The organism is Qipengyuania vulgaris, from assembly GCF_009827325.1.
GTDB classification, from domain to species: domain Bacteria; phylum Pseudomonadota; class Alphaproteobacteria; order Sphingomonadales; family Sphingomonadaceae; genus Qipengyuania; species Qipengyuania vulgaris.
Genome location: NZ_WTYC01000002.1, coordinates 324,487 through 346,156, shown reverse-complemented (window position 1 = coordinate 346,156; position 21,670 = coordinate 324,487). Strand labels below are relative to the sequence as shown.

Below are 21,670 nucleotides of genomic sequence, written 5' to 3'. Positions count from 1 at the left end.
AAAAAAGGGCCCGACAGGCGGGCCCTTTGAAGCATTCGTAATTGCGTGATCGCTCTCAGGTGATCGGGCAAGCCGGATCGAGGCGGAAGTCGAGATAATTGTCGACCGACTTCATCAGTTCTTCCTGCTCGTTTTCGAAGAAGTGGTTTGCGCGCGGGATTTCTTCGTGATGCACGGTAATGTGCTTCTGCGTGCGCAGCTTTTCGACCAGCTTGGTCACCGCGTTGGGCTGCACCACCGTGTCCTGCGCGCCGTGGATGAAAATCCCGGAGGCCGGGCAGGGCGCGAGGAAGGAGAAATCGTACATGCTCGCCGGGGCGCCGATGCTGATCCATCCGCGGATTTCCGGGCGGCGCATCAGCAGTTGCATGCCGATCAGCGAACCGAAGCTGACGCCAGCGATCCAGGTCACCTGCGCTTCTGGATGAACCTGCTGCACCCAGTCGAGAGCGCTGGCAGCGTCGGACAATTCGCCGACGCCATTGTCGAAGCTGCCCTGGCTGCGGCCGACGCCGCGAAAGTTGAAGCGCAGCGTGGCGAAGCCGCGGTTGACGAAGGTCTTGTACAGCCGCTGCGTGATCTGCTCGTTCATCGTACCGCCGCCCTGCGGGTGGGGATGGAGAATCATCGCAACAGGTGCGCGCGGGCGAGGTCCGGGAGAGAAACGGCCTTCGAGGCGGCCTTCTGGGCCGGGAAAGATCACGGTCGGCATGCGGAGAGGTACCCTGGCAGAAATTTTCGGGGCGCTGGCCCCGAAGGGGGCTTGCACGAGGTTGCGCGCTATATAGGGTTTTGTCTCCGTTTCGCAATTATTTCGAGCACGTCCCGTCCCGACACGCATATATCTCGATCATGCCGCCACCACGCCGCTGCGCCCAGAGGCGAGGCGCGCGATGGAAGAAGGCTTTGCGCTCTGGGCCAATCCGAGCAGTCCGCACGCCGAAGGTCGCAAGGCGAGGGCGGCGCTGGAGGATGCACGCGAGCGCGTGAAGCGGGCGCTCGGATGGGATGGGGAGGTCATCTTCACCTCCGGAGCGAGCGAGGCGGCGGCGCTTGCGCTGGGTCACGCAAAAACGGGGGCTCGGCTGGTTTCAGCTGTCGAGCATGATGCGATTCTAAAGGCTGCGCCCGATGCCGAGCGGCTGCCGGTGCTGCCCGACGGAGCGCTCGACTTCGAAACTCTGGACGAGGCCGTGCAGCGAGAACGGCCGCTCGTCGCCGCCCAACAGGTAAATTCCGAAACCGGAAATAGGCAGGATCTCGCCGCGATTGCGGAGCGTGTCCACGGGGCTGGGGGATTGCTGCTCGCCGATTGCGCGCAAGGCGCGGGCAAGTTTGCGCTTCCGCACGCCGACATGGCGATCATATCTGCCCACAAGTTCGGCGGGCCAATCGGTGTGGGCGCGTTGCTGGTGAAGAATTTCACCATGTTGGAGCCCGCAGGCGGACAGGAGCGGGGCTACAGGCGGGGTACCGAGAACCTGCCCGGTGTGCTCGGCCTGGCGGCGGCACTGGAGGCTTGTGGCGATGCTTACCTCGATAGGGCCACCCTGGAATCGCTCGACCAATTGGCGCAGGAATGCCGCGACCTTGGCGGTACATGGCTGTCTGACCGGCTGTCCGATCCGACACCCTATATCCGCGCCATCGCCATGCCGAAGATGAGCGGCAGCGCGCAGGTCATGCGCTTCGACATGGCGGGAATTTCCGTCTCGCAAGGCTCCGCCTGTTCGAGTGGTACCATGAAGACCAGCCACGTGCTCCAGGCCATGCAAGTCGAATCCGACGTGGCCGACCGCACGATCCGCGTCTCCTTCGGCTGGAACACAACGCGCGCCGAAGTGGAACGCTTCTGCGAGGTATGGCTTGAGTTGGCGAAAGCATGATCTACCTCGACTATCAGGCCACCACTCCGCTTGCCCCCGAGGCGCGCGATACGATGCTGCGCTGGCTCGACGGGCCGGGCGGTACCGGTTTCGGCAATCCGCATAGCCCGCACAAGCTGGGCCGGCAGGCCAAGGCTGCGGTGGAATTTGCGCGCGAGCAGGTGGCGGCGCTGTTCCCGGCAGGGGGGAAGGTCATCTTCACCTCGGGCGCGACCGAGGCGATCAATCTTGCCATTCGGGGGTCGGGGAAGGGCGGGACGGTCTCGGTTTCCGCCATCGAGCATGCCGCCGTGCTCGATACTGCGCGCGATGCGGGCGAATGCCATGTCCTCAATGTCGCGAAGGACGGGCAGTGCAATACCAAGCAGGACCTTCCGGCCGACACGCGGCTGGTCTGCCTGATGCAGGTAAATAACGAGATCGGCACGATCCAGCCGACCCTCGAATGGCACAGGAAAGCCAAGGAAAACAACGCCCTGTATTTTTGCGACGCCGTTCAGGCCTATGGCAAGATCGAGGTGACCGGCGCGGACATGATCGCGATTTCGGCGCATAAATTCCACGGGCCCAAGGGCGTAGGCGCGCTGTGGATTCGCGACGGGCTGGACCTTCACGAAGTGCAGACCGGAGGCGGGCAGGAGCATGGCCTGCGTTCCGGCACGCTTTCACCGGCCCTGATTGCGGGCATGGGAACAGCTGCGGCGCTTGCGAATGAAGCGCTTGATCAGGATGCTGAACACATCGAACAGCTGTGGAAGCGCGCCCGCGAGATTTTCGAAGACTGGGAGCTCAACGGCAGCGCCGAGGCCCGCTGGCACGGCAACCTAAACATCCGTCCGCGCGGGCCCAATGGCGGGGGGCTCGACGTGAATCGTCTGATGAGCGAATGCCGCGACGTGATGTTCTCCGCCGGTTCGGCCTGCGCCAGCGGATCGGGCCGCACCAGCCACGTGCTGGAAGCGATCGGCCTGCCCAAGAAGCTTGCGAAGACTTCGATCCGCCTCGGCTTCGGACGTTACACGACGATCGAGGAGATCGAGGAAGCGGGCAAGGTGATCAACGAGGCGGCCAAGGCGCAGGGCAGCCTGTGAAGGTCCATTTCATCATTTCCGATGGTGGGCGCGTCGATGCCGAGGCCGAGGCGGGCGACACGCTGCTGCGCGTGGCGCAGGCTGCGGGGATGCCGCTGGAAGGAACCTGCGAAGGCCAGATGGCCTGTTCGACCTGCCACGTGGTGGTGGACAAGGACTGGTTCGCCAGGCTTGCCGAAGCCAGCGAGGAGGAAGAGGACATGCTCGACCTCGCCGCCGGCGTGCGCCGCACCAGCCGCCTCTCCTGCCAGATCGTGCTGGGCGAGGAACTGGACGGCCTGACCGTCACCATCCCCGCCGAAAGCCACGATATGAGCCGCTAGTCGGGGCCGCTGTCTTCCGGTCCCGCCTTTGGCGGCATCCAGCTATTTCCTCCGCCAGAAAAGAAATCGATCCGTTTGAATAGCCGGATCGCGCCCCACACCAGCAGGCCGATGGGAAGGATGACGAGGCCGACAACCATTAGGATCGCGATCAGATTGCCGAATATGGTGGCGAGCGAGCCCCACGCGTCCCGGATCGGATCGACGAAGCCGCCTTCGCTGGGCTTACCGGCTTCATATTCCAGCGTCATGGTCGAATAGGCGACCCGTCCGCGCATCTCGTTGAGCCAGCTGCGGGCCTGGTCGATCTCTTCATTGACCTGCGCCACCCCGCGTTCGGCCTCGACCAGCTCGGCCACCGTACCCGTGCGGTTGCGCAGCACTTCCATCAGGCGGTCGCGCAGCACCGTGCGGGCGCGCAGCCGGGCCTCGGTATCGACGATCCGCTTGGAGAGATCTTCGCCCTCGATGGACGACGATACGAGTTCGCCCTTCATTCCTTCGGACGTAGCGGTCAGTGCCTTGCCGAAGGTCCGCGCCTCCCCGCTGGCGATGGCGACTTGAAGGCTGCCATAGGCATAGTCGCCTTCGTTCTCGCCCGAATTCATCGAGACGATGCGGCAGGCCTGCGGGCCCTTGGCCTCGCACATGTCCGCATGTTTTTCCTGCATCGGCCGGATGAGGGCGGCGGGGACGCGGAACCCGAAGGCATAGCTATAGGCGACCTGCGGCATTCCGACCGGGACCGAGCTGCCTGCGGAGGGAGGAATGTCCATGCTTCCTGCCTGCGAACTGCCCGATGCTGGCGGTGCTGGGGGAGGGGGCGGAGGAGAAACGGCGCGCGGAGACGAGCTTTCCCCCATGGCCTGCGAGTACCCGTATTCGGGCTGCGGCGGTTCGGCGATGTCCATTGACGTCACGTTTTCGGAAACTGCCTGGTCCGATCCCGCCTCTCCGCAAGAGGTCAGTGCCACGGCAAATACACCAGTCAGCAAGTAGGAACGTTTCATCATCGAATCTCTCCTCACCACATTTCTGCCTCATTGTCGCCTTATTTATGCCGCAATTGCAAGTGCTAAAGCATGTTACAACATATCTTGATGTGGTGTAGAGTCAATTCGATCAAAGAAAAGGGCCCTGCCGACACGTTGCGGCAGGGCCCTTGAAAGTGTTTTGAGTTAGAGGGTTATGCCGATTCAAGCTCGCGCTTGTCTGCGCTTTCGCCGAGCATTTCGATCAGCGCCTTGCTAAAGGCCGGAATGTCGTCCGGATTGCGGCTGGTGATCAACTGGCCGTCGATGGCGACTTCCTTGTCGACCACATTCGCGCCGGCATTCTTTAGATCGGTGCGGATCGAAGGCCAGCTGGTGACGGTCTTGCCTTTCACCAGGTCGGCTTCCGCGAGCAGCCACGGGGCGTGGCAGATGGCGGCGATCGGCTTGTCCGACATGCCGAATTCGCGGACGATTGCGACGGCGCGCTCGTTCATGCGCAGGATGTCGGGGTTCATTTGGCCGCCGGGAAGCAGCAGCGCGTCGTAGCCGGAACAGTCGGTAACTTCGTCGACCGTCTTGTCGACCTTGACGCTGTCGCCCCAGTCCTTCTGGTCCCAGCCCTTGATTTCGCCCTTCTCGAGGCTGACGACGGTGGTCTCGAAACCGGCGTCTTCCAGATTGGCCTTGGGCTTCATCAGTTCGGACTGTTCGAAGCCGTCGGTGGCGAGGATCATTACGCGTTTTGTGTGATGTGTCATGAGGGGGATGCTCCTTGATTTGGTGTTACCCTTGCAACGTGTGGGGATGACGCACCGTTCCGCGGTGACAGCCGAGCCGTGGCTCTGATAGGGCGGGCCTCATGACCACTGCCAAGACCGACGATTCCGGCGCCGATCCCTTCGATGCCATCGTCGATGCACCCTTCGATTCCGCCCTGTCCGAGCGCTACCTCGTCTATGCACTCTCTACGATCACGGCACGTTCGCTGCCCGATTTGCGCGACGGGCTGAAGCCGGTCCACCGCCGCCTGCTGTGGACCATGCGGCAGCTCAAGCTCGACCCGGCCAGCGGGTTCAAGAAATCGGCCCGCGTGGTCGGCGAGGTGATCGGCAAGTACCACCCGCATGGCGACACCGCGGCCTATGACGCGATGGTCCGCCTCGCGCAGGATTTCGCGCTGCGTTATCCGCTGGTCGAAGGGCAGGGGAACTTCGGCAATATCGACGGCGATAATGCCGCCGCCTACCGCTACACCGAGGCGCGCTTGACCAAGACCGCGATGCGGCTGATGGAAGGCCTCGACGCGGGGACGGTCGATTTCATCCCGACCTACAATAACGAGGAAGAAGAGCCCGAGGTCATGCCCGGCCTCTTCCCCAACCTGCTGGCCAATGGGGCCAGCGGGATCGCAGTGGGCATGGCGACCAATATTCCCAGCCACAATGTGGCCGAGATCGTCGATGCCACGCTGGAGGTGATCGACAATCCGCATGTCGAGCATGCGCGGCTGATGGAACTGTTCAAGGGGCCCGATTTCCCCACCGGCGGCGTCGTGCCCGAAAGCACGGAGACGATCAGCCACGCCTATGAGACGGGACGCGGCAGCTTCCGTGTGCGCGGCCGGTTCCATGCGGCCGAGGCCGAAAAGGCCGAGGACCGCGAGGCGGGGATCGAGCGACTGGGCGGCGGCCAGTGGCAGCTGGTGATTTCCGAAATCCCCTACCAGGTCCAGAAGGGCAAGCTGATCGAACAGATCGCCGCGGCCATCGGCGACCGCAAGCTGCCCATCCTCGAAGACGTGCGCGACGAAAGCGACACGGCGGTCCGCATCGTGCTGATCCCGCGCAGCCGCAATGTCGATCCCGAGCTGCTGAAGGAAAGCCTCTACAAGCTGACCGACATGGAAACGCGCTTCGGCCTCAACCTCAACGTGCTCGACCACTCGCGCACGCCGATGGTCATGGGTCTGAAGGAACTGCTCGACAACTGGATCGCCAGCCAGATCGGCATCCTGCAGCGCCGCAGCCAGCACCGGCTGGACCAGATCGCGCGGCGGCTGGAACTGGTCGAAGGCTATATCATCGCCTTCCTAAACCTCGACCGGGTGATCGAGATCATCCGCACCGAGGACGAACCCAAGCCGCTGATGATGGAGGAGTTCAAGCTCACCGACCGGCAGGCCGAGGCGATCCTCAACATGCGGTTGCGCAGCTTGCGCAAGCTGGAGGAAATGCAGCTTCGCAATGAAAAGGACGAACTGCTCCAGGAGAAGGACGAGCTCGACAAGCTGCTCGGCTCGCCCGCCCGCCAGCGTACTCGGCTGAAGCGTGACCTGAACGCCCTGCGCAAGGAATATGGCGAGGATACCGCGCTCGGCAAGCGGCGCACCACCATCGCCGAGGCCGCCCCGGCAATCGAATTCAGCATGGACGCGATGATCGAGAAGGAGCCGGTTACGGTGATCCTGTCGCAGAAGGGCTGGATCCGCGGGGCCAAGGGGCACCTGCCGCTGGATCAGGACTTCAAGTACAAGGAAGGCGATGGACCCGCCTTCGTGATCCACGCGCAGACGACCGACAAGCTGCTGCTGGCTGCCGACAACGGGCGTTTCTTCACGCTTGGGGCGGACAAATTACCCGGCGCACGCGGTTTCGGCGAACCGGTGCGCAACACGCTGGACATCGAAACCAGCGCGCAGATCATTGCCGTGGTGGTCCATGAGAAGGGCAAGCGCCTGCTGCTGGCCGCCAGCACGGGCAAGGGATTTGCCGCGGTGACCGACGAACTGCTCGCCGAGACGCGCAAGGGCCGGCAGGTGGTGAACCTGCCCGGCGATGCGGTCCTGCGCGTCGTGCGTCCGATCGAGCAGGGTCACGACCATGTCGCGGTGGTGGGCGAAAACCGCAAGCTGGTGGTGTTCAACCTGGAAGAACTGCCGCAGATGTCGCGCGGTCAGGGCAACAAGCTGCAGAACTACCGCGACGGTGGCTTGTCGGATGCCACGACCTTCACGATGGAAGAGGGCCTCAGCTGGACCATGGGCGGCAAGGAAGGCCGCACGCGGACCGAAGGCGAGATGTGGCAGTGGAAGGTGGCGCGCGGCGGAGCAGGAAGGCTACCGCCGCAGGGCTTCCCCCGCGACAACCGGTTCGACTCATAAAAAAAGACCGGAGGCGCCTTGCGGCACCCCCGGCCCCTTGCGACCCTGGTTTCCCAGGGAAAAGATCAGTTCGGGTTGGTCGCCGACACAGCGTCGTCACCAGCAGTCGCTCCGGCACCGGCAGCCGTTCCAGCCGCCTTGGCACGGGCCTGTGCCGGGGTGAGGATTTCTGCACCTTCGGCCACGGGTGTCGTGTTCGCGGCGATGTCGGCAGCGGAGTAGCGGGCCATCAGGGCACCTACCGGGCTCAGCGTGAAGCTGTCGCGGGTCAGCGTGATGATGCCGGCATCGTTCTTCACGATGACCATGTCTTCCGTGTCGATCGTGTAGACGGTGCCGACCGGCTGGCCGTCAGCGCTGACCACGGCAGCATCGACCACCAAAGCTGCGTCAAGCTTGGCGGAAGCTTCGGCGAGCTGCGCGTCCATCATGCTGTCGAGCTGCGCCTTGGTGACGGTGATGGTCGGGCCGGTTTCGCCTTCGCCATACATGTCGACGGCCAGCGGAACCTTGTGCTTGCCGGTATCGATGATCGCCTGGCCATTTTCGACGGCAACGATCGTGCCGACTGCATTGCCTTCGGGGCCGCTCACGGTGGCACCGGCAACGACCTGGTCGTTGGCAAGGGCAGGGGTTGCTGCAAGGGCGACGGCGGCGACGGCCAGCTTCGCGAATTTCATGATAATCTCCAAGACATGATCAACTTACGCGTCCGCAACGCGTGGAACACGCCGCAGGCGGATTTGGTGGTTAGAGCGGCACGAGAGTGGATGTCCCGGTAAACGCCGCATGCCCCCGATAGGGGAAGCGACATGCTCTATGCCAAGACGGTGGCCGGGTGGCAACCGTTAGGCCCCCGTTATGCTGCATTGCAGCTTAAGCGCAGATGAAGGAGCCGTTCGACCGGGCGCCAGACGCGATTGTGCGTTGCATCACCGGGCGGCGAGTTCCTGTTCGAGGAGTTCGAGCACGCGGGGCCGATCGGGGAAGTCTTCGTCGACCCAGCGGCGCTCGACCGCCTGCAGGATCTTCGCGACCTGGGGGCCCTTGCCAACCCCGCGCTCGACGATCTCGCCGCCCTTGAGAGGCAGGGAGGGTATTTCCCATCCCGCGAGAGGCGAGAGGCTTGCGCCTTGGAGAAGCAGGCGATCACGCGCGCCTTCAAGACCTTCGTAATAGGCGAGGGTTCTGGGGTTTTCCGCGTCCGTCTCTTTCCGTTCGGCGGCACAGACGAGCCGCGCGCGCTGCTGGCGCGAAAGGCGAAGCCGGGCGGCCACGCTTTCGGCAATGCGCGCGATGGGCGGCAGCAGGGCTGCGAGACGGCGTACCGGGTCCGGTTTGATACCCTCGCTCCTCTCGGCCTGGACTAGCCGGTGCAGGCTTTCCGCCTCACGCTCCCGCGATTCGGGCAATATCACCTCGAGCACGCCCAGTTCCTTCATCAGGGCGATAGTCGGCGAAGGCGCGGGCAGGGCGAGAATGGCGAGCAGTTCCATCGCCACCCGCTCGCGGCTGAGACCTTTGAGCGTATGGGCCAGTTCCCGGCAGGCGGCGACCGCCTCGTCATCCAGCGCGTCGCCGAACCGGGCCTGGAAGCGGAAATAGCGCAGGATGCGCAGGTGATCTTCACGGATCCGCTCGGCAGCATCGCCGATGAAGCGCACACGGCCCTTCTCGAGGTCCTGCAGTCCGTCGAAGTAGTCGCTGATCTCCAGGCTTTCGGGATGAGCGTAAAGCGCGTTGATCGTGAAATCGCGCCGCGCGGCATCTTCCCGCCAGTCCTTGGCAAAAGCGACCGTGGCGCGGCGTCCGTCGGTTGACACATCCTGCCGCAGGGTGGTGATCTCCACCGGTCCATCGGGAAGGATCGCGGTCACGGTGCCGTGGTCGATACCTGTGGGCACGGTGCGGATGCCGGCGTCCCTGCAGCGATCGATCACCTCGGCCGGAAGCAGCGGCGTGGCGATATCGATATCGTGGATGTCCTTGCCGAACAGAGTGTCGCGCACCGCGCCGCCGACGTAGCGGGCGTTGTCGGTGCCCAGGGCTTCGACGAGCCGGGCGAGGTCTTCGCGTGTGGTCCAGGATGCTAACGGAAGGCGGGTCATCGTGCGCCGCCCTTTAGCAGGTCAGTCGAACCACGCCAGACGGCGCGAGAGATTGATGCAGATGGCCGCGGTCACGCCCCAGATGCGATAGCCTTGGTGGTCCATTTCGTAATAGCGGCGCATCGCGCCCTTCCAGAACACCTCGTTCTCGTTCCAGCGGGCCGGGTCCATCAGGTGATCGAGCGGTGCCTCGAACCAGCTTTCCACCTCGCGCGGGTCGGGCCGGATGGGCAGGTCTGCGGGGACGGTGGCGAGAACGGGCGTGATGTCGAAGCCGGTGCCGGTCTGGTAACGATCGGTGGTACCGATCACGCGTACCTTTTCGCGCTCGATGCCGAGTTCTTCCCAAGCTTCGCGCAGTGCCGCCTCGACCGCATCCTCGCCCTTGTCGATCTTCCCGCCGGGAAAGGCGACCTGACCCGGGTGGTCGCGCATGGTGCGCGGACGCTGGGTCAGGAGGACAGTGGGATTCTCGCGTTCGGTCACCGCGATCAGGACCGCGGCATCGGCGGTCCGGTCGCGATCGGCGAAGCGTTCGTCCGACAGCAAATCGCCGAGATCGCGCGCATGGCCCTGCTCGAACAGTTCGGTCAGGCGGTCGAACAGGCGGCTCATTCCGGCAGGAGCGAGAAGCTCTCCCCGCCGCTTGTTACGGTCCAGTCCTCGCCCTCAGCCAGCGCGATTCTCGCAAGCTGTTCGTAGGTCGAACGGTCAAGCCGCGCTTCGCAGCCGCGCCGGACGTGGACGTAAAGCGCAGGCTGTTCGGGATCGCCTGCCGCGCGAATCCGGTTGTCCGGTCCGGCCACCACCAGTTCGTCGGTGTTGAGGCGAAAGGCCAGATCGCCGTCCTTGCGGCTCACGTCGGTCGCGATGAAACACGCGTCCTCCACTTCGATGGAGAGCTTCTGATAGGGCACGACCAGCCAGTAGCTGCCGTCATCCTCGCGGTTGAGCAGGCCTGAAAAGGCGCGCACCATCGCGGAGCGATTGATCGGGCTGCCGTCATGAAGCCATGTCCCGTCCGCCTCAATCTTCATGTGGCTGTCGTCGACATTGTCGGGGGACCACTGCTCTACCGGAGGCAGGCGGCGTTCGGCCACCGCCTCGGCAATCTGGGCGAGCGACATTCCGGCGAGTTCTGGGGGCGGAGTATAGACCATCGGTAGGAAGACCGATGGCAGAGCGCGGCTATTTCGCCAAGTGTTCGCTCGTCTCCGGCGTCCAGGGACCGAGCATCCCCTCGCCGGGCAGGATCGCCGGGTTCCCGGTGCGCAGAAGCAGCCGGTGGCGATCGAACGGGCCGGGGCAGTGCCAGCCGCCGGTATGTTCGGCGGTGAAGCCCCAGCGGTCGTAATAATCCGGATCGCCGATCATCACCTGCGGATAGGGCGGGGCGCCGTCCTCGAATGCCGCGTCGATCGCCCCGAGGCTCGCGGCCATCAGTGCCTTGCCGAAGCCCTCACCCTGCCGGCCGGGCATCACTGCCACCGGTCCGACCATGATCAGCGGATGGGGGCGGCCCTTCGGATCGGTGAGCGCGACCGGCCAGAGCTGGATCGAGCCTGCCAGGTAATCGTCCTCGTCGAGCGCGGCGAAGCTGAGGCCGGGCAGCCATTCCACGCCTTCGCGAATGCGGTAGGCGGTGCGTGCATGACGTCCGTCGCCGAAAGCGGCGTCGAGCAGTTGCTCGAGCAATGCGGCATCGACCGCGGACAGGGGAACGAGAGTCGCCATGGGCCGCGCCGCTTAGAAGCGCGGCCCATGGCTGTCGATCAATTTTGGCTTACTCGGGGCGAAGTTCCAGCAGCCGCCCGCCTTCGCCGTCTTCCAGCACCCAGAGCGCGCCATCGGGTCCATGGACCACCTGACGGATACGTTCGCCCATGTCATAGCGCGCGACTTCGCGGGCATTGGTGCCGTCGAAGCCGATCCGGATCAGTGCCTGCGTCTTCAGCCCGGCCACGATCAGATCGCCGTCCATGCCCGAGAACAGATCGCCGCCGTAGAAGATCATGTTGCCCGGCGCGATCACCGGGGTCCAGCTGATGACCGGCTTGGTGAACCCGTCATCGGCCGAATGGTCCGGAATATCGCTGCCATCGTAATTGATGCCGTTGGAGCGGACGGGCCAGCCGTAATTCGCGCCGCGCTCGACCAGGTTGAGCTCGTCACCGCCCTGCGGGCCGTGTTCGATTTCCCACAGGCGTCCCTGATCGTCGAAATCCAAACTCAGGATGTTGCGCGTTCCGTATGCCCAGATTTCGTCCGACGGGCTGCCCTCGCTGGCCAGTGGATTGCCGGCGGCGGCCGAACCGTCGAGATTGAGCCGTACGATGCTGCCGAGCGTGTTCGACGTGTCCTGCGCAGGGGTCTTCTTCTGCCGGTCGCCGCTGGAAACGAACATGTACTGTTCGTCAGGGCTGAAGACGATGCGATGCGAATAGTGGCCGCGCCCCGTCACCTTGGGTGTCTGGCGCCAGAGCACGTCGAGGCCTTGGATGGTGCAGGCATTTGCCTCGGCGCAGACCAGTTGCCCGCGCCCGACGACTGCACCGCGCGTATCGCCGCTCCCGGCTTCCGCCCAACTCAGGTAAATGGTCCGCTCCGCCACCGTAGCCGAGCTTTCGGATGGCAGGAAAGCCACGTCGCCGAGGCCGCCCTGGCCGCCGTAATCGACCTGCGGCAAGCCGCTGACGGTGATCAGGCGCTCGTCCTGCGTATCGTAGATTTTCGCTGTGCCCGGCTTTTCGGTGATGAACAGCATCGAAGTGCCGGGAATGAAGGCCGAAGCCCACGGTTCGTCGAAGGTACCGTGTTCGGCCATTGCGAAATTTCCGTCGAACGCGCCGGGCGATGGCGACGGAGTCGATACGGGATCGCCCCCACCAATGGTGGATGAAGAACCGCCGCAGCTTGCAGCCATCAGCAGCGGCGATAGGGTGGCGGCAAGGATCGGTATACGCTTCATGTTCGCTTCAACTCCCGAAAATGGACTTCGCGACGCCCCGCTCGTGGTGGGGGTGGACGAGGCCGGACGCGGCCCCTTGGCCGGGCCTGTAGTCGCTGCCGCCGTGGTTCTTTGCAAGCCCTGTCCCGGCGGCCTTGATGATTCGAAAAAACTTTCGGCGGCGCGACGTTCCACGCTGGAGCCGCAAATCCAGCGCCGCTGCGCATGGGGACTGGCAGTGGTGGGCCCGGAAGAGATCGACCGGCTCAATATTTTCGGCGCGACCATGCTTGCCATGACCCTGGCCACCCAGCGGGTGATCGAGGCGCTGAATTGCGAGCCGGTGGAGGTGCTGATCGACGGCAACCTCACGCCGGCCGGCCGCCGCAGCGAATGGCGCTGGCCGGCGCGGGCGATCGTGGGGGGTGACGGCAAGGAAGCCTGCATCTCCGCCGCATCCATCCTCGCCAAGGAATATCGCGACCGGCTGATGGTGCAAGCCGCCCTGAACCATCCGCACTACGGATGGGACCGGAACAAGGGTTACGGCTCGAAGGAACACATGGAAGCGCTGCGCCTCCACGGCCCGACGCCGCTCCACCGCCGCAGCTTCGCGCCCGTGGCTCAGGCGGACCTTTTCGCCTGAGGCGTGCGTGCTCAGGAAGGCTGGGGGTTCGGGATTTCGATCCGCTGGATGGCGCTTCGGCAATCGGGTGCGCCGACCAGCCATACGCCATCGTCGGAAACCAGTTCCAGCGAGCATACGGGGCGTCCGTCTTCGGACAGCTCGGCCCATTCGCCGAGGGCACTTTTCCTGGCGATGTCCAAGGCTCCGCCAAGCGTGCGCGCTTCGAAATAGATGCTCTCGACGCTGTGGACGGAATCTGAGTATTTGAGGCGATACTGAGGCATACAGGGCTCTCCCGGCAGGTTGGCGAGCCTTTTTGTTATAACCTGCGATAGGAATGTTCAGGGTAGAGGGTCGATCAGAAGACCTTCTTGTGAACCGAGTTTAGACCTCGCGCCGCACTACCTCAAGTTGCGGCAAGGTCGGCTGCCCCGGAGCAAGCACGTTCCGCCGAATAGATTCCCGAAGCTGCAAAAGCCTTGGCGCGCAGCGTCTCGATATAGGCCTTGCCGAAGCTCTCGGCCGCGTCTTCGCTCTTTGCCATTCCGCCTTCCTGCTCGTTCGCTGCCGAAAGCTCGTCGCGGCTGTTCACGCGGGGAAAGGGTTCGGGCGGGACCGGGACTTCGAGAAAGCGGCAGAGAGGTTCCCACCCGTCCTTCGGGTGGAAGACGAGCAGGCGCTCTGCGGGCAGGCTGGCAATAACTTCGGCATTCCGCTTTTCGAACCAGTCGGTCATGTATGCCCGGTCGTGGATATCGCCGCCCTCGAAATGGTCGAATATCGCGCCCTTCATCATGGCGCCCATCGGCGTGCCGACAAGATGCGCCTGCATGGCATCGGAGAAAATCGTCTCGCTCACCGATTCGAACCAGCTGTCCGCATCGCGTGTGGTCAGCACCACTTTCGCGTCCGGGTAATATGCCGCCAGTTCGCGCCAGTAGGAGGCAGAGGGATAATCGACCGTGGAATGGAACCCGCGGAAGATTTCGTCCCAGTCGGGCCTGCCCTCGATCGCATCCAGCCACAGCGGCACCTGCCGGCGGACATCGGCGAAGAGCTCCGCCATGTGAAAACAAGGACCCATTCCGATATGTTCGAGTGCGAATTTCATCGTGAAGGTCGCTGTGCGTCCAACGCCTGCGTCGATTACTTTCAATGCCATGCCAGCCTCCCACCAGAGGCGACCCCGCGCGAAGCTAGCACAGGGGCAGAAATTCGGAATGGGAAATGAGTCCATTGGGCCACACCCCACCATCTGGAGCCTGCGCGAACTAGGCGGACTCAACATCTGGTGGGGGACTCGTTTCGTTCTCACATGGTTAACACCATCTTTAGAGAGCCTGCCTAAACAACTGACTTGACCCGGAATCCATTTGGACTCACCCTGTGGATAACTTCAGACGGGGGTATCGGCATGGCGGTCCTTGAGACCACGAAGCCGCGCGCCAAGGCGCCGGCAAGACAGAAGCAGCTTTCGGTGGAACTGCCCCTCGGGCAGATCCTCGATGGCGACTGCGTGGAAGCCATGCGCTCGATCCCCAGCGGCTCGATCGACCTTGTTTTCGCCGACCCGCCATACAATCTCCAGCTCGGCGGCGATCTCAACCGGCCCGACGGCAGCCATGTCGATGCGGTGACCGATCACTGGGACCAGTTCGACAGCTTCAAGATCTATGACGATTTCACGCGGGACTGGCTGATCGAGGCGAAACGCATCCTCAAGCCCGATGGTGCGCTGTGGGTGATTGGCAGCTATCACAACATCTACCGCGTCGGCGCGATCCTGCAGGACCTGGGCTTCTGGATCCTCAACGACATCGTCTGGCGCAAGTCTAATCCCATGCCCAATTTTCGCGGCACCCGCTTCACCAATGCGCATGAGACGCTGCTGTGGTGCTCGCAGGGCGAGAAGGCGAAATACCACTTCAACTACCGCGCGATGAAGACCTTGAACGACGAACTGCAGATGCGCAGCGACTGGGTCCTGCCGATCTGCAACGGGGCGGAACGTCTGAAAGAGGGCGGGCACAAGGTGCACCCGACACAGAAACCCGAAGCGCTGCTCTACCGCGTGCTGCTGTCGACGACGGAGCGCGGCGACGTGGTGCTCGACCCCTTCTTCGGTACCGGCACCACCGGCGCGGTGGCCAAGCGCCTGGGCCGCGAATGGATCGGGTGCGAGCGCGAGAACGTCTACCGCGACGCGGCGCTGAAGCGAATCGAGAAGGAGCTCCCGCTCGACGAAAGTGCGCTCACCACCATGCAGGCGGGCCGCAGCGCCCCCAAGGTGGCCTTCGGCGCACTGGTGGAAAACGGATTCATCGCGCCGGGAACGGAAGTCTTCGACAAGAAACGCCGCTGGACGGCAACGGTGCGCGCGGACGGTTCACTGGCCATCGGCAAGCAGACCGGCAGCATCCACGGCCTCGGCAAGGACCTGCAGGGCGCCCCCAGCTGCAACGGCTGGACCTTCTGGCACTACGAGGCGGGCGGCGAAGTGAAACCCATCGACGCCGCGCGGCAGCTGTATCTGCTGGCGGTGGAGGACTGAGGTAAGGGCAAATCCCTGTCACCTCGGATCCATCTTGAGTGAGCGGCTGTCCTACTCCGCCGCAACACGCTACCGCCAGAGCCATGACCGAAATGCCCTTCTTCCGCCCTGTGGGCGACCATCGCCGCACCCGTTTGCGCATGAAACAGTGCAAGCCGACAGGCTGCCCAAGGCAAGCTGTCAGATCGGGTGGACAAGCCGACGCTTATTTCCACAAGCTGACGGTTTTTCCCATAAGCCGACTGTTTTTGCCCCTGGACCGTGTAACACCCGGTCAAGGTCTCGGCTTGCAGTAGAATTCTCCGTATGAACGACCGCATTTACATCCGCCCTATCGGCTTCGCCCCCGGACCCCAATCGGAACATGGCAATGCCATCCGGCTGGGCGGCGGGATGGTTTATGCCAGCCGCTTTGCGGTGGTGCTGCGCCGCGATGGCCGGATCGTCGAACGCTGGCTTGCTGCGCCCGACACGATCGCGGAGCTGATGGGGCAACTTCCCGACGAAGTGGCTGCAGATGCGGAGCAGCAATGGGCCAATCTCACGCTGGCGCATCCGGCGCTCGAACTGGGGGAGCGCACCATCCGGCTCGACCAGCCGCAGGTGATGGGCATCCTCAACGTCACCCCCGACAGTTTCAGCGACGGCGGCGAGTTCATGGATAAACCCGACGTTCAGCGCGAACAGGCCGCGCGCATGCTCGAAGCGGGGGCGGCGATCATCGACGTGGGCGGCGAAAGCACGCGGCCGGGCGCGAAAGCTGTGTGGGAAGGCGACGAGATCGAACGGGTCGTTCCCGCGATCGAGATGTGCGCCGCGATGGGCGCTGCGGTCAGCGTGGACACGCGCAAAGCGGCTGTGATGGAGGCCGCGCTGGGTGCCGGGGCGAGCCTTATCAACGACGTCTCGGGCCTCACCTACGATCCGCGCGCGGCGGAGATGGTTGCCAAGGCCGGCTGCCCGGTCATCCTGATGCACGCGCCCGGTAACGGCGAGGATTTGCACGAGGGCGGAGACTATACGAACGTAGTGTTCGACGTCTTCGACGAGCTTCGCAAACGCCGCGATGCTGCGCTGGAGGCGGGCATCGAAGCCAGTCGCATGCTGCTCGATCCCGGCATCGGCTTCGGCAAGAGCGTTGCCGATAATCTCGCGCTCATCAATGCCCTGCCGCTGTTCCATGCGCTCGGCCATCCGCTGCTGCTCGGCGCGAGCCGCAAGCGGATGATCGGGGCTTTGTCCAACGAGGCGGGGGCAGACCAGCGGCTCGGCGGCAGTGTCGCACTGGCGCTCAAGGGGATGGATGCGGGGGTCCAGCTGCACCGCGTCCATGATGTCCCCGAAACCGTTCAGGCGCGTAATGTCTGGCGCGGCTTGCGCGATGCGGCGCTGACCGATTTCGGGGATTTGCCGGACTAACCGGGTGAAGCGGCGCTTCCCGCCAGCAGACCGCCATCGAGCGTGAGTTCGGCACCCGTCATGTAGGCGCTTTCGGGAGATGCGAGGTAGACGCATAGCGCGGCGACCTCTTCCACCGTGCCGAAGCGTTTGAGCGGCGTGTCCGCGACCAGCTGCGCCATTTTCGCATTGCGATCGGGCCCATCGCCCAGCATCGGCTCCCAGATCGGGGTGAGGATTGCTGCGGGATGGACCGAGTTGCAGCGGATTTTCCGGCCCTGCTGCGCAGCATAGAGTGCCACCGACTTGGTATGATTGCGCATCGCTGCCTTGCTTGCCGCATAGGCCGCGGCGCCGGGTATGCCGACGAGGCCGGATCGCGAGGACATGTTAATGATCGATCCTTCGCCTGTCGCCTTCATGGCGCGCAGGGCATAGCGGCAGCCGAGGAAGCAGCCGTCGGTGTTGACCGCGTGGACGCGGTGCCATTCGGCGAGGCTGGCATTCTCCGGATCGTGCGCGGCGGGGCCGTCCTCGAACCCGGTGATGCCGGCGTTGTTGACCAGCACGTCGATGGCGGGGAAACGTTCGGCAAAAGCGGCCCAGTCGGCTTCGCTGGAGACATCCAGCTTCGCGAATTCGCAGCCAGTCTCTTCGGCCACTTTCCTACCTTCGGCTTCATCGATATCGGTCAGCACGACGTGCGCGCCCTCTTCGGCGAATGCGGCACAAACCGCTTTGCCAATACCGCGGGCACCGCCGGTGACCACGCACCGCGAGTCTTTCAGTTTTTGCATATCGTAACCTTCGGGAGATTCAGGTGTGGCAGATCGGACCAAAAATGGGCCCATGGATATCCGCCGTGGCGGTTGCCTTAGTTCACCTGACTTGCTCCTCGAATGCGTGGCCGCATTTTGCCAAGCTCAGGCCGCGTTGTCGATGCCCAGTTCGCTGAGCTTGCGATAGAGCGTGGAGCGCCCGATGCCGAGGCGACGGGCGACTTCGGTCATCTTGCCGCGATAGTGTCCGATGGCGAGGCGGATTACATCGGCCTCGATTTCTTCCAGCGGGCGGATATTGCCGTCGTCTTCGTAGAGAAGCACACCGAGGCCGCGCGTCTTGCTCTCGCCCCGGTCGGCATCGCCGAGCATTTCGGCAAGGTGCGGGAAGCTGTGGGCGGTGAGCGATTCCCGGCGTTCGTGGACGCAGGCGCGGAACAGCACTGTCTGCAGCTGGCCGACATTGCCCGGCCAGTCGTAGGCTTCCAGGAGCGACAGGCCGCTGTCGGCGATGGAGTGCCGGCTCATGCCTTCCAGCTCGCCGATGCCTGACAGGAAATAGCGGGTGAGGGCGGGGATGTCTCCGGCCCGCTCCCGCAGCGGAGGCATGACGATGCGGGTGGCGGAGAGCTTTTCCTGGAGGGCAGCGGAAAATCGCCCGTCCTCCACCAGCATCTCGAGCGGCCTGCGCGATGCAGCTAGGATGCGGACGTCGATCCGAAAGCCGTGTGCAGCCCCGGTCGGGCGGACGATGCCGCTGTCCAGAACTTCCGCCAGCCGATCCTGTATCTCTATGGGCAGGGCATCGATGCCGGCCAGCAGGACCGTACCCGTATCGCAAGCAGCAAGGGCGCCTTCCTGTCGGTCGAAAGCCCCGGCAATCGCGCCTTTCTCGTGGCCGAAAAGGAGGGATTCGAGCGTTGTCTGCGGCAACCCCGCGCAATGGACATGGCGCATCGGCGCTTTGGCGCGAGATGAGGAATGCTGGATCGTCTGCATCAGCATCTGCTTGCCGGTGCCGCTTTCGCCTTCGATCAGGACGTGTCCGTGGCCGCGCGCCGCAGTGGCAGCCTTAGCCAGGGCGGTCCGAAAATGGGTGTCGGTGCCCACCATCGCGTCGAATTCGAGAATGGGAGAGAGCTTTTCGGACAGCGGCTGCAATTCGTCCCGCGCCGCCGTGAACCGCGCCGTACTGTCGAGCGCGACCAGCAGTCGTTCGGGCGCGACCGGCTTGATGAGGTAATCATTGGCACCAGCGCGCATCGCTTCGACCGCGAGGAGGGGGGAGGAACTGGCAGTAAGCATCAGTACTGCAATCTCGGGCCGTTCGCTCTTCACGGCACGGATGAAATCGCAGGCGTTCGTCCCTGCAACGCGGTTGTCGATGAGAACGGTATGGACTTCGAAACCGTCGGCAGAGCAAAGCGCCTCCAGCGCCGCCTCGCAGCTTTCCATGACCAGAACCCGCCAGCCTTCGCGCCCTGCGAGTCCCGAAATGACGCGGGCCTGCGCGGGTTCATCGTCGACCAGCATCAGCAGCCGTGCATCGTCTGTCGCCATCGCCGTAAACTCCCGGTCGCGCGCTGCCGTGGGGGCATACGCACTTCTGGCGAGAGATTAAAGCGGAAGGGGTAAAGGCGTGATTAACCGCGTCCGGGTTGCCCGCGGCAGGTGTTGGCGTGGGGCGCAATGCCCTTGCCGCTGGCGAAAGGGCATTATAGACCCTCGCAGCAGTTGCCATTCGAAACAGGATACTAAGAATATGGATTCCGCCAACGACATGAAGGCGCATAAACGAACCTACAGCTCCTTCATCGACATGCTGAAATGGGTACTCCCGCTGCTGGCCGTGATCACGGCAGTCGTCGTCATCCTGATCTCCAGCTAAGCACAGATGCCCATGCGGATCGCGGTGCTCAAGGAGCGTGCGCCCGGTGAAAGCCGGGTCGCCATCACGCCCGAAACGGTGAAGAAATTCGCCGCACTGGGCGCCACGGTCGCAGTTGAGGAAGGGGCGGGCATTACCGCTTCCATTCCCGACGAAGCCTACCGGGAAGCAGGGGCCGAGGTGGTCCCTGTGCCCAAAGCGGTCGAAGGTGCAGACATCGTGCTGGCGGTGCAGGCGCCCGACGTCATGGTGCTGGCCGGCGCGAAGCCGGGTGCCTGGGTCGCGGCGACCTTCGATCCCTTTCGCGAGAAGGATCGGGTGGAGGCTTACGCCAAGGGCGGTTTCGAGGCGTTGAGCATGGAGTTCATGCCGCGCATCACCCGCGCGCAGAGCATGGATGTGCTTTCCAGCCAGTCGAACCTCGCCGGTTACAAGGCGGTGCTGACCGCTGCGAACGAATATGGTCGCGCCTTCCCGATGATGATGACCGCCGCCGGTACGGTGCAGGCGGCCAAGGTCTTCGTGATGGGTGTGGGCGTGGCGGGTCTGCAGGCGATCGCCACCGCCAAGCGTCTTGGCGCGCAGGTCAGCGCAACGGACGTGCGCAGCGCAACCAAAGAACAGATCCAGTCTCTCGGGGCGAAGCCGATCTTCGTCGAGAACGTAGAAGGCATCGAGGGCGAAGGTTCGGGCGGCTATGCCACCGAAATGAGCGAGGAATACCAGAAAGCGCAGGCCGAACTTGTCAGCAGCCATATCGCCAAGCAGGACATCGTCATCACGACCGCGCTCATCCCGGGGCGGCCCGCACCGAAGCTGATTTCGGACGCGCAGATTGCGACGATGAAGCAGGGCAGCGTGATTTTCGATCTTGCTGTGGCGCAGGGCGGCAATGTCGAAGGATCGCAGCCGGACGAAGTGGTCGAGAAGCATGGCGCGAAGATCGTCGGCTATTCGAACACTGCCGGGCATCTCGCGGCCGACGCCTCTGCGCTGTTCGCGCGTAACCTTTACAATTTTCTATCGGCCTTCTGGGACAAGGATCAGGGCAAGCCCGTGCTGGACGAGGAAATCGGCGATGCCGTGCGCCTTACGCAGGGCGGCAAGGTCGTGAACGAGAGGTTAGTATGAAGGTGCGATTCCTTTGCGCCCTCTCGGCCATAGCGGCTCTGGCTGGGTGCACTTCGGTTTCGGGCGAAAGGAATTCGGCCATTCCGATGTTCGCGACGGATCCGTTTAGCGCGCAATCTGCCGACGGCTTCGTTGCGGAAAATGACATCTTCCACAGGCTTCCGGTAAAAGCGATTGCCACTGTCCGGCTCGAGAAGGCGACCGAAGCTTCGGCTGACTTTGTCGGCCGACATGTCGCGGAAGGTACAATTCTGTTTCAGGCGGTGGGAAGCGAAGGCCGCATGTTTTGCGCCTCATCCAATACGGACGCCGAAAGCCCGCCACAGTATGACCGGCTCATCAGGGTATTCGCCTGTTTTCAGGATACGGATGAAGACGCCCGCTTCGATCGTGTCTTTACTGCAGACGGGATGAGCACCGCTTTTCCGGTTTTGGCCCAGTATCGGACTGCTTGGGAAGTGCTGCCCAATCCGGTACCTTATCGCGCGGCACCAGATAACCCGTATCCTGCGGAGATCACAATGCAGTTCGTTTTGCGCCGCTCCGTTCCGGACAAAAATGTCGTGCTTGTCGGGCAGGAAATCGGGCGACCGGGCGAATTCGAGACGATTGAATACGAACGATATGCGCTGGATGGCAACGGAGAGTTCGAAATGTTCGGTGGCAAGTTCCGAGTGACCGGACAAACCGAGAAAGGTGCGGTGGTCGAGACCGTTCATCCCGTGCCAGCGCGACCGGTTCTCCTCGACTATACCCCTGCGAGAACCTTTCACGTCCCTGGATAG

Annotated in this window: 23 protein-coding genes; 10 read left to right on the top strand and 13 right to left on the bottom strand. The window is 63.6% G+C overall.

Going from position 1 to position 21,670, the window contains the following annotated elements:
• Positions 1–55 precede the first annotated feature (55 nt).
• On the bottom strand, positions 56–712 hold the full coding sequence (locus GRI69_RS06095; protein WP_160727370.1) for an alpha/beta hydrolase: 657 nt from the start codon (positions 710–712) through the stop codon (positions 56–58).
• A gap of 181 nt (positions 713–893) precedes the next feature.
• Here GRI69_RS06095 and GRI69_RS06090 point away from each other — a divergent pair, with 181 nt between their 5' ends.
• Genes GRI69_RS06090 through GRI69_RS06080 form a run of 3 tightly spaced genes read left to right on the top strand, consistent with a single transcriptional unit; the run spans position 894 to position 3,300 of the window.
• Positions 894–1,886, top strand: coding sequence for a cysteine desulfurase family protein (locus tag GRI69_RS06090; RefSeq protein ID WP_237452966.1), 993 nt, complete (start codon positions 894–896; stop codon positions 1,884–1,886).
• Positions 1,883–2,977 (top strand): cysteine desulfurase family protein, encoded by a 1,095-nt coding sequence (locus tag GRI69_RS06085; protein ID WP_160727369.1) that lies wholly within the window; start codon positions 1,883–1,885, stop codon positions 2,975–2,977. The genes GRI69_RS06090 and GRI69_RS06085 overlap by 4 nt, the downstream gene beginning before the upstream one ends.
• Positions 2,974–3,300, top strand: coding sequence for a 2Fe-2S iron-sulfur cluster-binding protein (locus GRI69_RS06080; RefSeq protein ID WP_160727368.1), 327 nt, complete (start codon positions 2,974–2,976; stop codon positions 3,298–3,300). Before GRI69_RS06085 ends, GRI69_RS06080 begins: the two co-directional genes overlap by 4 nt.
• On the opposite strand, the gene GRI69_RS06075 is transcribed toward GRI69_RS06080, so the two are convergent.
• Both GRI69_RS06075 and GRI69_RS06070 read right to left on the bottom strand, forming a co-directional pair.
• On the bottom strand, positions 3,297–4,313 hold the full coding sequence (locus tag GRI69_RS06075; protein ID WP_237452965.1) for a DUF4349 domain-containing protein: 1,017 nt from the start codon (positions 4,311–4,313) through the stop codon (positions 3,297–3,299). The two genes, GRI69_RS06080 and GRI69_RS06075, sit on opposite strands and share 4 nt — an antisense overlap.
• Positions 4,314–4,486: 173 nt before the next feature.
• Positions 4,487–5,053, bottom strand: coding sequence for a type 1 glutamine amidotransferase domain-containing protein (locus GRI69_RS06070; RefSeq protein WP_160727367.1), 567 nt, complete (start codon positions 5,051–5,053; stop codon positions 4,487–4,489).
• A gap of 101 nt (positions 5,054–5,154) precedes the next feature.
• Here GRI69_RS06070 and parC point away from each other — a divergent pair, with 101 nt between their 5' ends.
• Positions 5,155–7,455, top strand: coding sequence for a DNA topoisomerase IV subunit A (gene parC / locus GRI69_RS06065; RefSeq protein WP_160727366.1), 2,301 nt, complete (start codon positions 5,155–5,157; stop codon positions 7,453–7,455).
• A gap of 65 nt (positions 7,456–7,520) precedes the next feature.
• Here parC and GRI69_RS06060 read toward each other — a convergent pair whose 3' ends face one another.
• From GRI69_RS06060 to GRI69_RS06035, 6 genes are all read right to left on the bottom strand, one after another.
• Entirely contained in the window at positions 7,521–8,135 is a 615-nt protein-coding gene (locus GRI69_RS06060) for a hypothetical protein (protein WP_160727365.1), read from the bottom strand.
• 252 nt (positions 8,136–8,387) lie between these two features.
• Entirely contained in the window at positions 8,388–9,563 is a 1,176-nt protein-coding gene (locus GRI69_RS06055; protein ID WP_160727364.1) for a CCA tRNA nucleotidyltransferase, read from the bottom strand.
• Positions 9,564–9,584: 21 nt separating this feature from the next.
• Positions 9,585–10,178: a CoA pyrophosphatase gene (locus GRI69_RS06050; protein ID WP_160727363.1), complete on the bottom strand. Its 594-nt coding sequence runs from the start codon at positions 10,176–10,178 to the stop codon at positions 9,585–9,587.
• A complete protein-coding gene (locus GRI69_RS06045) occupies positions 10,175–10,723 on the bottom strand; it encodes a DUF1285 domain-containing protein (protein ID WP_160727362.1) in 549 nt (182 codons plus the stop codon). Before GRI69_RS06045 ends, GRI69_RS06050 begins: the two co-directional genes overlap by 4 nt.
• Before the next feature lie 28 nt (positions 10,724–10,751).
• A complete protein-coding gene (locus GRI69_RS06040; RefSeq protein ID WP_160727361.1) occupies positions 10,752–11,297 on the bottom strand; it encodes a GNAT family N-acetyltransferase in 546 nt (181 codons plus the stop codon).
• 49 nt (positions 11,298–11,346) lie between these two features.
• Positions 11,347–12,531, bottom strand: a complete 1,185-nt coding sequence (locus tag GRI69_RS06035) for a PQQ-dependent sugar dehydrogenase (protein ID WP_160727360.1) — start codon at positions 12,529–12,531, stop codon at positions 11,347–11,349.
• Between GRI69_RS06035 and GRI69_RS06030 the strand changes: the two genes are divergently transcribed.
• Positions 12,530–13,156, top strand: a complete 627-nt coding sequence (locus GRI69_RS06030) for a ribonuclease HII (RefSeq protein WP_160727359.1) — start codon at positions 12,530–12,532, stop codon at positions 13,154–13,156. The two genes, GRI69_RS06035 and GRI69_RS06030, sit on opposite strands and share 2 nt — an antisense overlap.
• A gap of 11 nt (positions 13,157–13,167) precedes the next feature.
• Here the strand turns inward: GRI69_RS06030 and GRI69_RS06025 are convergent, their stop codons facing one another.
• Both GRI69_RS06025 and GRI69_RS06020 read right to left on the bottom strand, forming a co-directional pair.
• Positions 13,168–13,422 carry a hypothetical protein gene (locus tag GRI69_RS06025; protein ID WP_160727358.1) on the bottom strand — a complete coding sequence of 85 codons (255 nt, stop codon included), beginning with the start codon at positions 13,420–13,422 and terminating at the stop codon, positions 13,168–13,170.
• Between the two features lie 122 nt (positions 13,423–13,544).
• Complete coding sequence (locus tag GRI69_RS06020; RefSeq protein ID WP_160727357.1) at positions 13,545–14,300, bottom strand: sulfotransferase family protein; 756 nt, start codon at positions 14,298–14,300, stop codon at positions 13,545–13,547.
• Between the two features lie 252 nt (positions 14,301–14,552).
• Between GRI69_RS06020 and GRI69_RS06015 the strand changes: the two genes are divergently transcribed.
• Together GRI69_RS06015 and folP are read left to right on the top strand one after the other, a co-directional pair.
• Positions 14,553–15,689: a site-specific DNA-methyltransferase gene (locus GRI69_RS06015; RefSeq protein ID WP_160727356.1), complete on the top strand. Its 1,137-nt coding sequence runs from the start codon at positions 14,553–14,555 to the stop codon at positions 15,687–15,689.
• Between the two features lie 306 nt (positions 15,690–15,995).
• Positions 15,996–17,108 (top strand): dihydropteroate synthase, encoded by a 1,113-nt coding sequence (folP, locus tag GRI69_RS06010; RefSeq protein WP_160727355.1) that lies wholly within the window; start codon positions 15,996–15,998, stop codon positions 17,106–17,108.
• Here folP and GRI69_RS06005 read toward each other — a convergent pair.
• Together GRI69_RS06005 and GRI69_RS06000 are read right to left on the bottom strand one after the other, a co-directional pair.
• On the bottom strand, positions 17,105–17,884 hold the full coding sequence (locus GRI69_RS06005; RefSeq protein ID WP_160727354.1) for an SDR family NAD(P)-dependent oxidoreductase: 780 nt from the start codon (positions 17,882–17,884) through the stop codon (positions 17,105–17,107). The genes folP and GRI69_RS06005 overlap by 4 nt on opposite strands.
• Before the next feature lie 126 nt (positions 17,885–18,010).
• A complete protein-coding gene (locus tag GRI69_RS06000) occupies positions 18,011–19,426 on the bottom strand; it encodes a sigma-54-dependent transcriptional regulator (protein ID WP_160727353.1) in 1,416 nt (471 codons plus the stop codon).
• A 202-nt stretch (positions 19,427–19,628) separates the two neighbouring features.
• Between GRI69_RS06000 and GRI69_RS05995 the strand changes: the two genes are divergently transcribed.
• The 3 genes from GRI69_RS05995 to GRI69_RS05985 are packed head-to-tail and all read left to right on the top strand — an operon-like array spanning position 19,629 to position 21,670.
• Complete coding sequence (locus tag GRI69_RS05995; RefSeq protein WP_160727352.1) at positions 19,629–19,754, top strand: aa3-type cytochrome c oxidase subunit IV; 126 nt, start codon at positions 19,629–19,631, stop codon at positions 19,752–19,754.
• Positions 19,755–19,766: 12 nt separating this feature from the next.
• The gene (locus GRI69_RS05990) at positions 19,767–20,885 is read left to right on the top strand and encodes an NAD(P) transhydrogenase subunit alpha (protein ID WP_202391863.1); all 1,119 of its coding nucleotides are present in this window, start codon (positions 19,767–19,769) and stop codon (positions 20,883–20,885) included.
• Complete coding sequence (locus tag GRI69_RS05985; RefSeq protein ID WP_160727350.1) at positions 20,882–21,670, top strand: hypothetical protein; 789 nt, start codon at positions 20,882–20,884, stop codon at positions 21,668–21,670. Before GRI69_RS05990 ends, GRI69_RS05985 begins: the two co-directional genes overlap by 4 nt.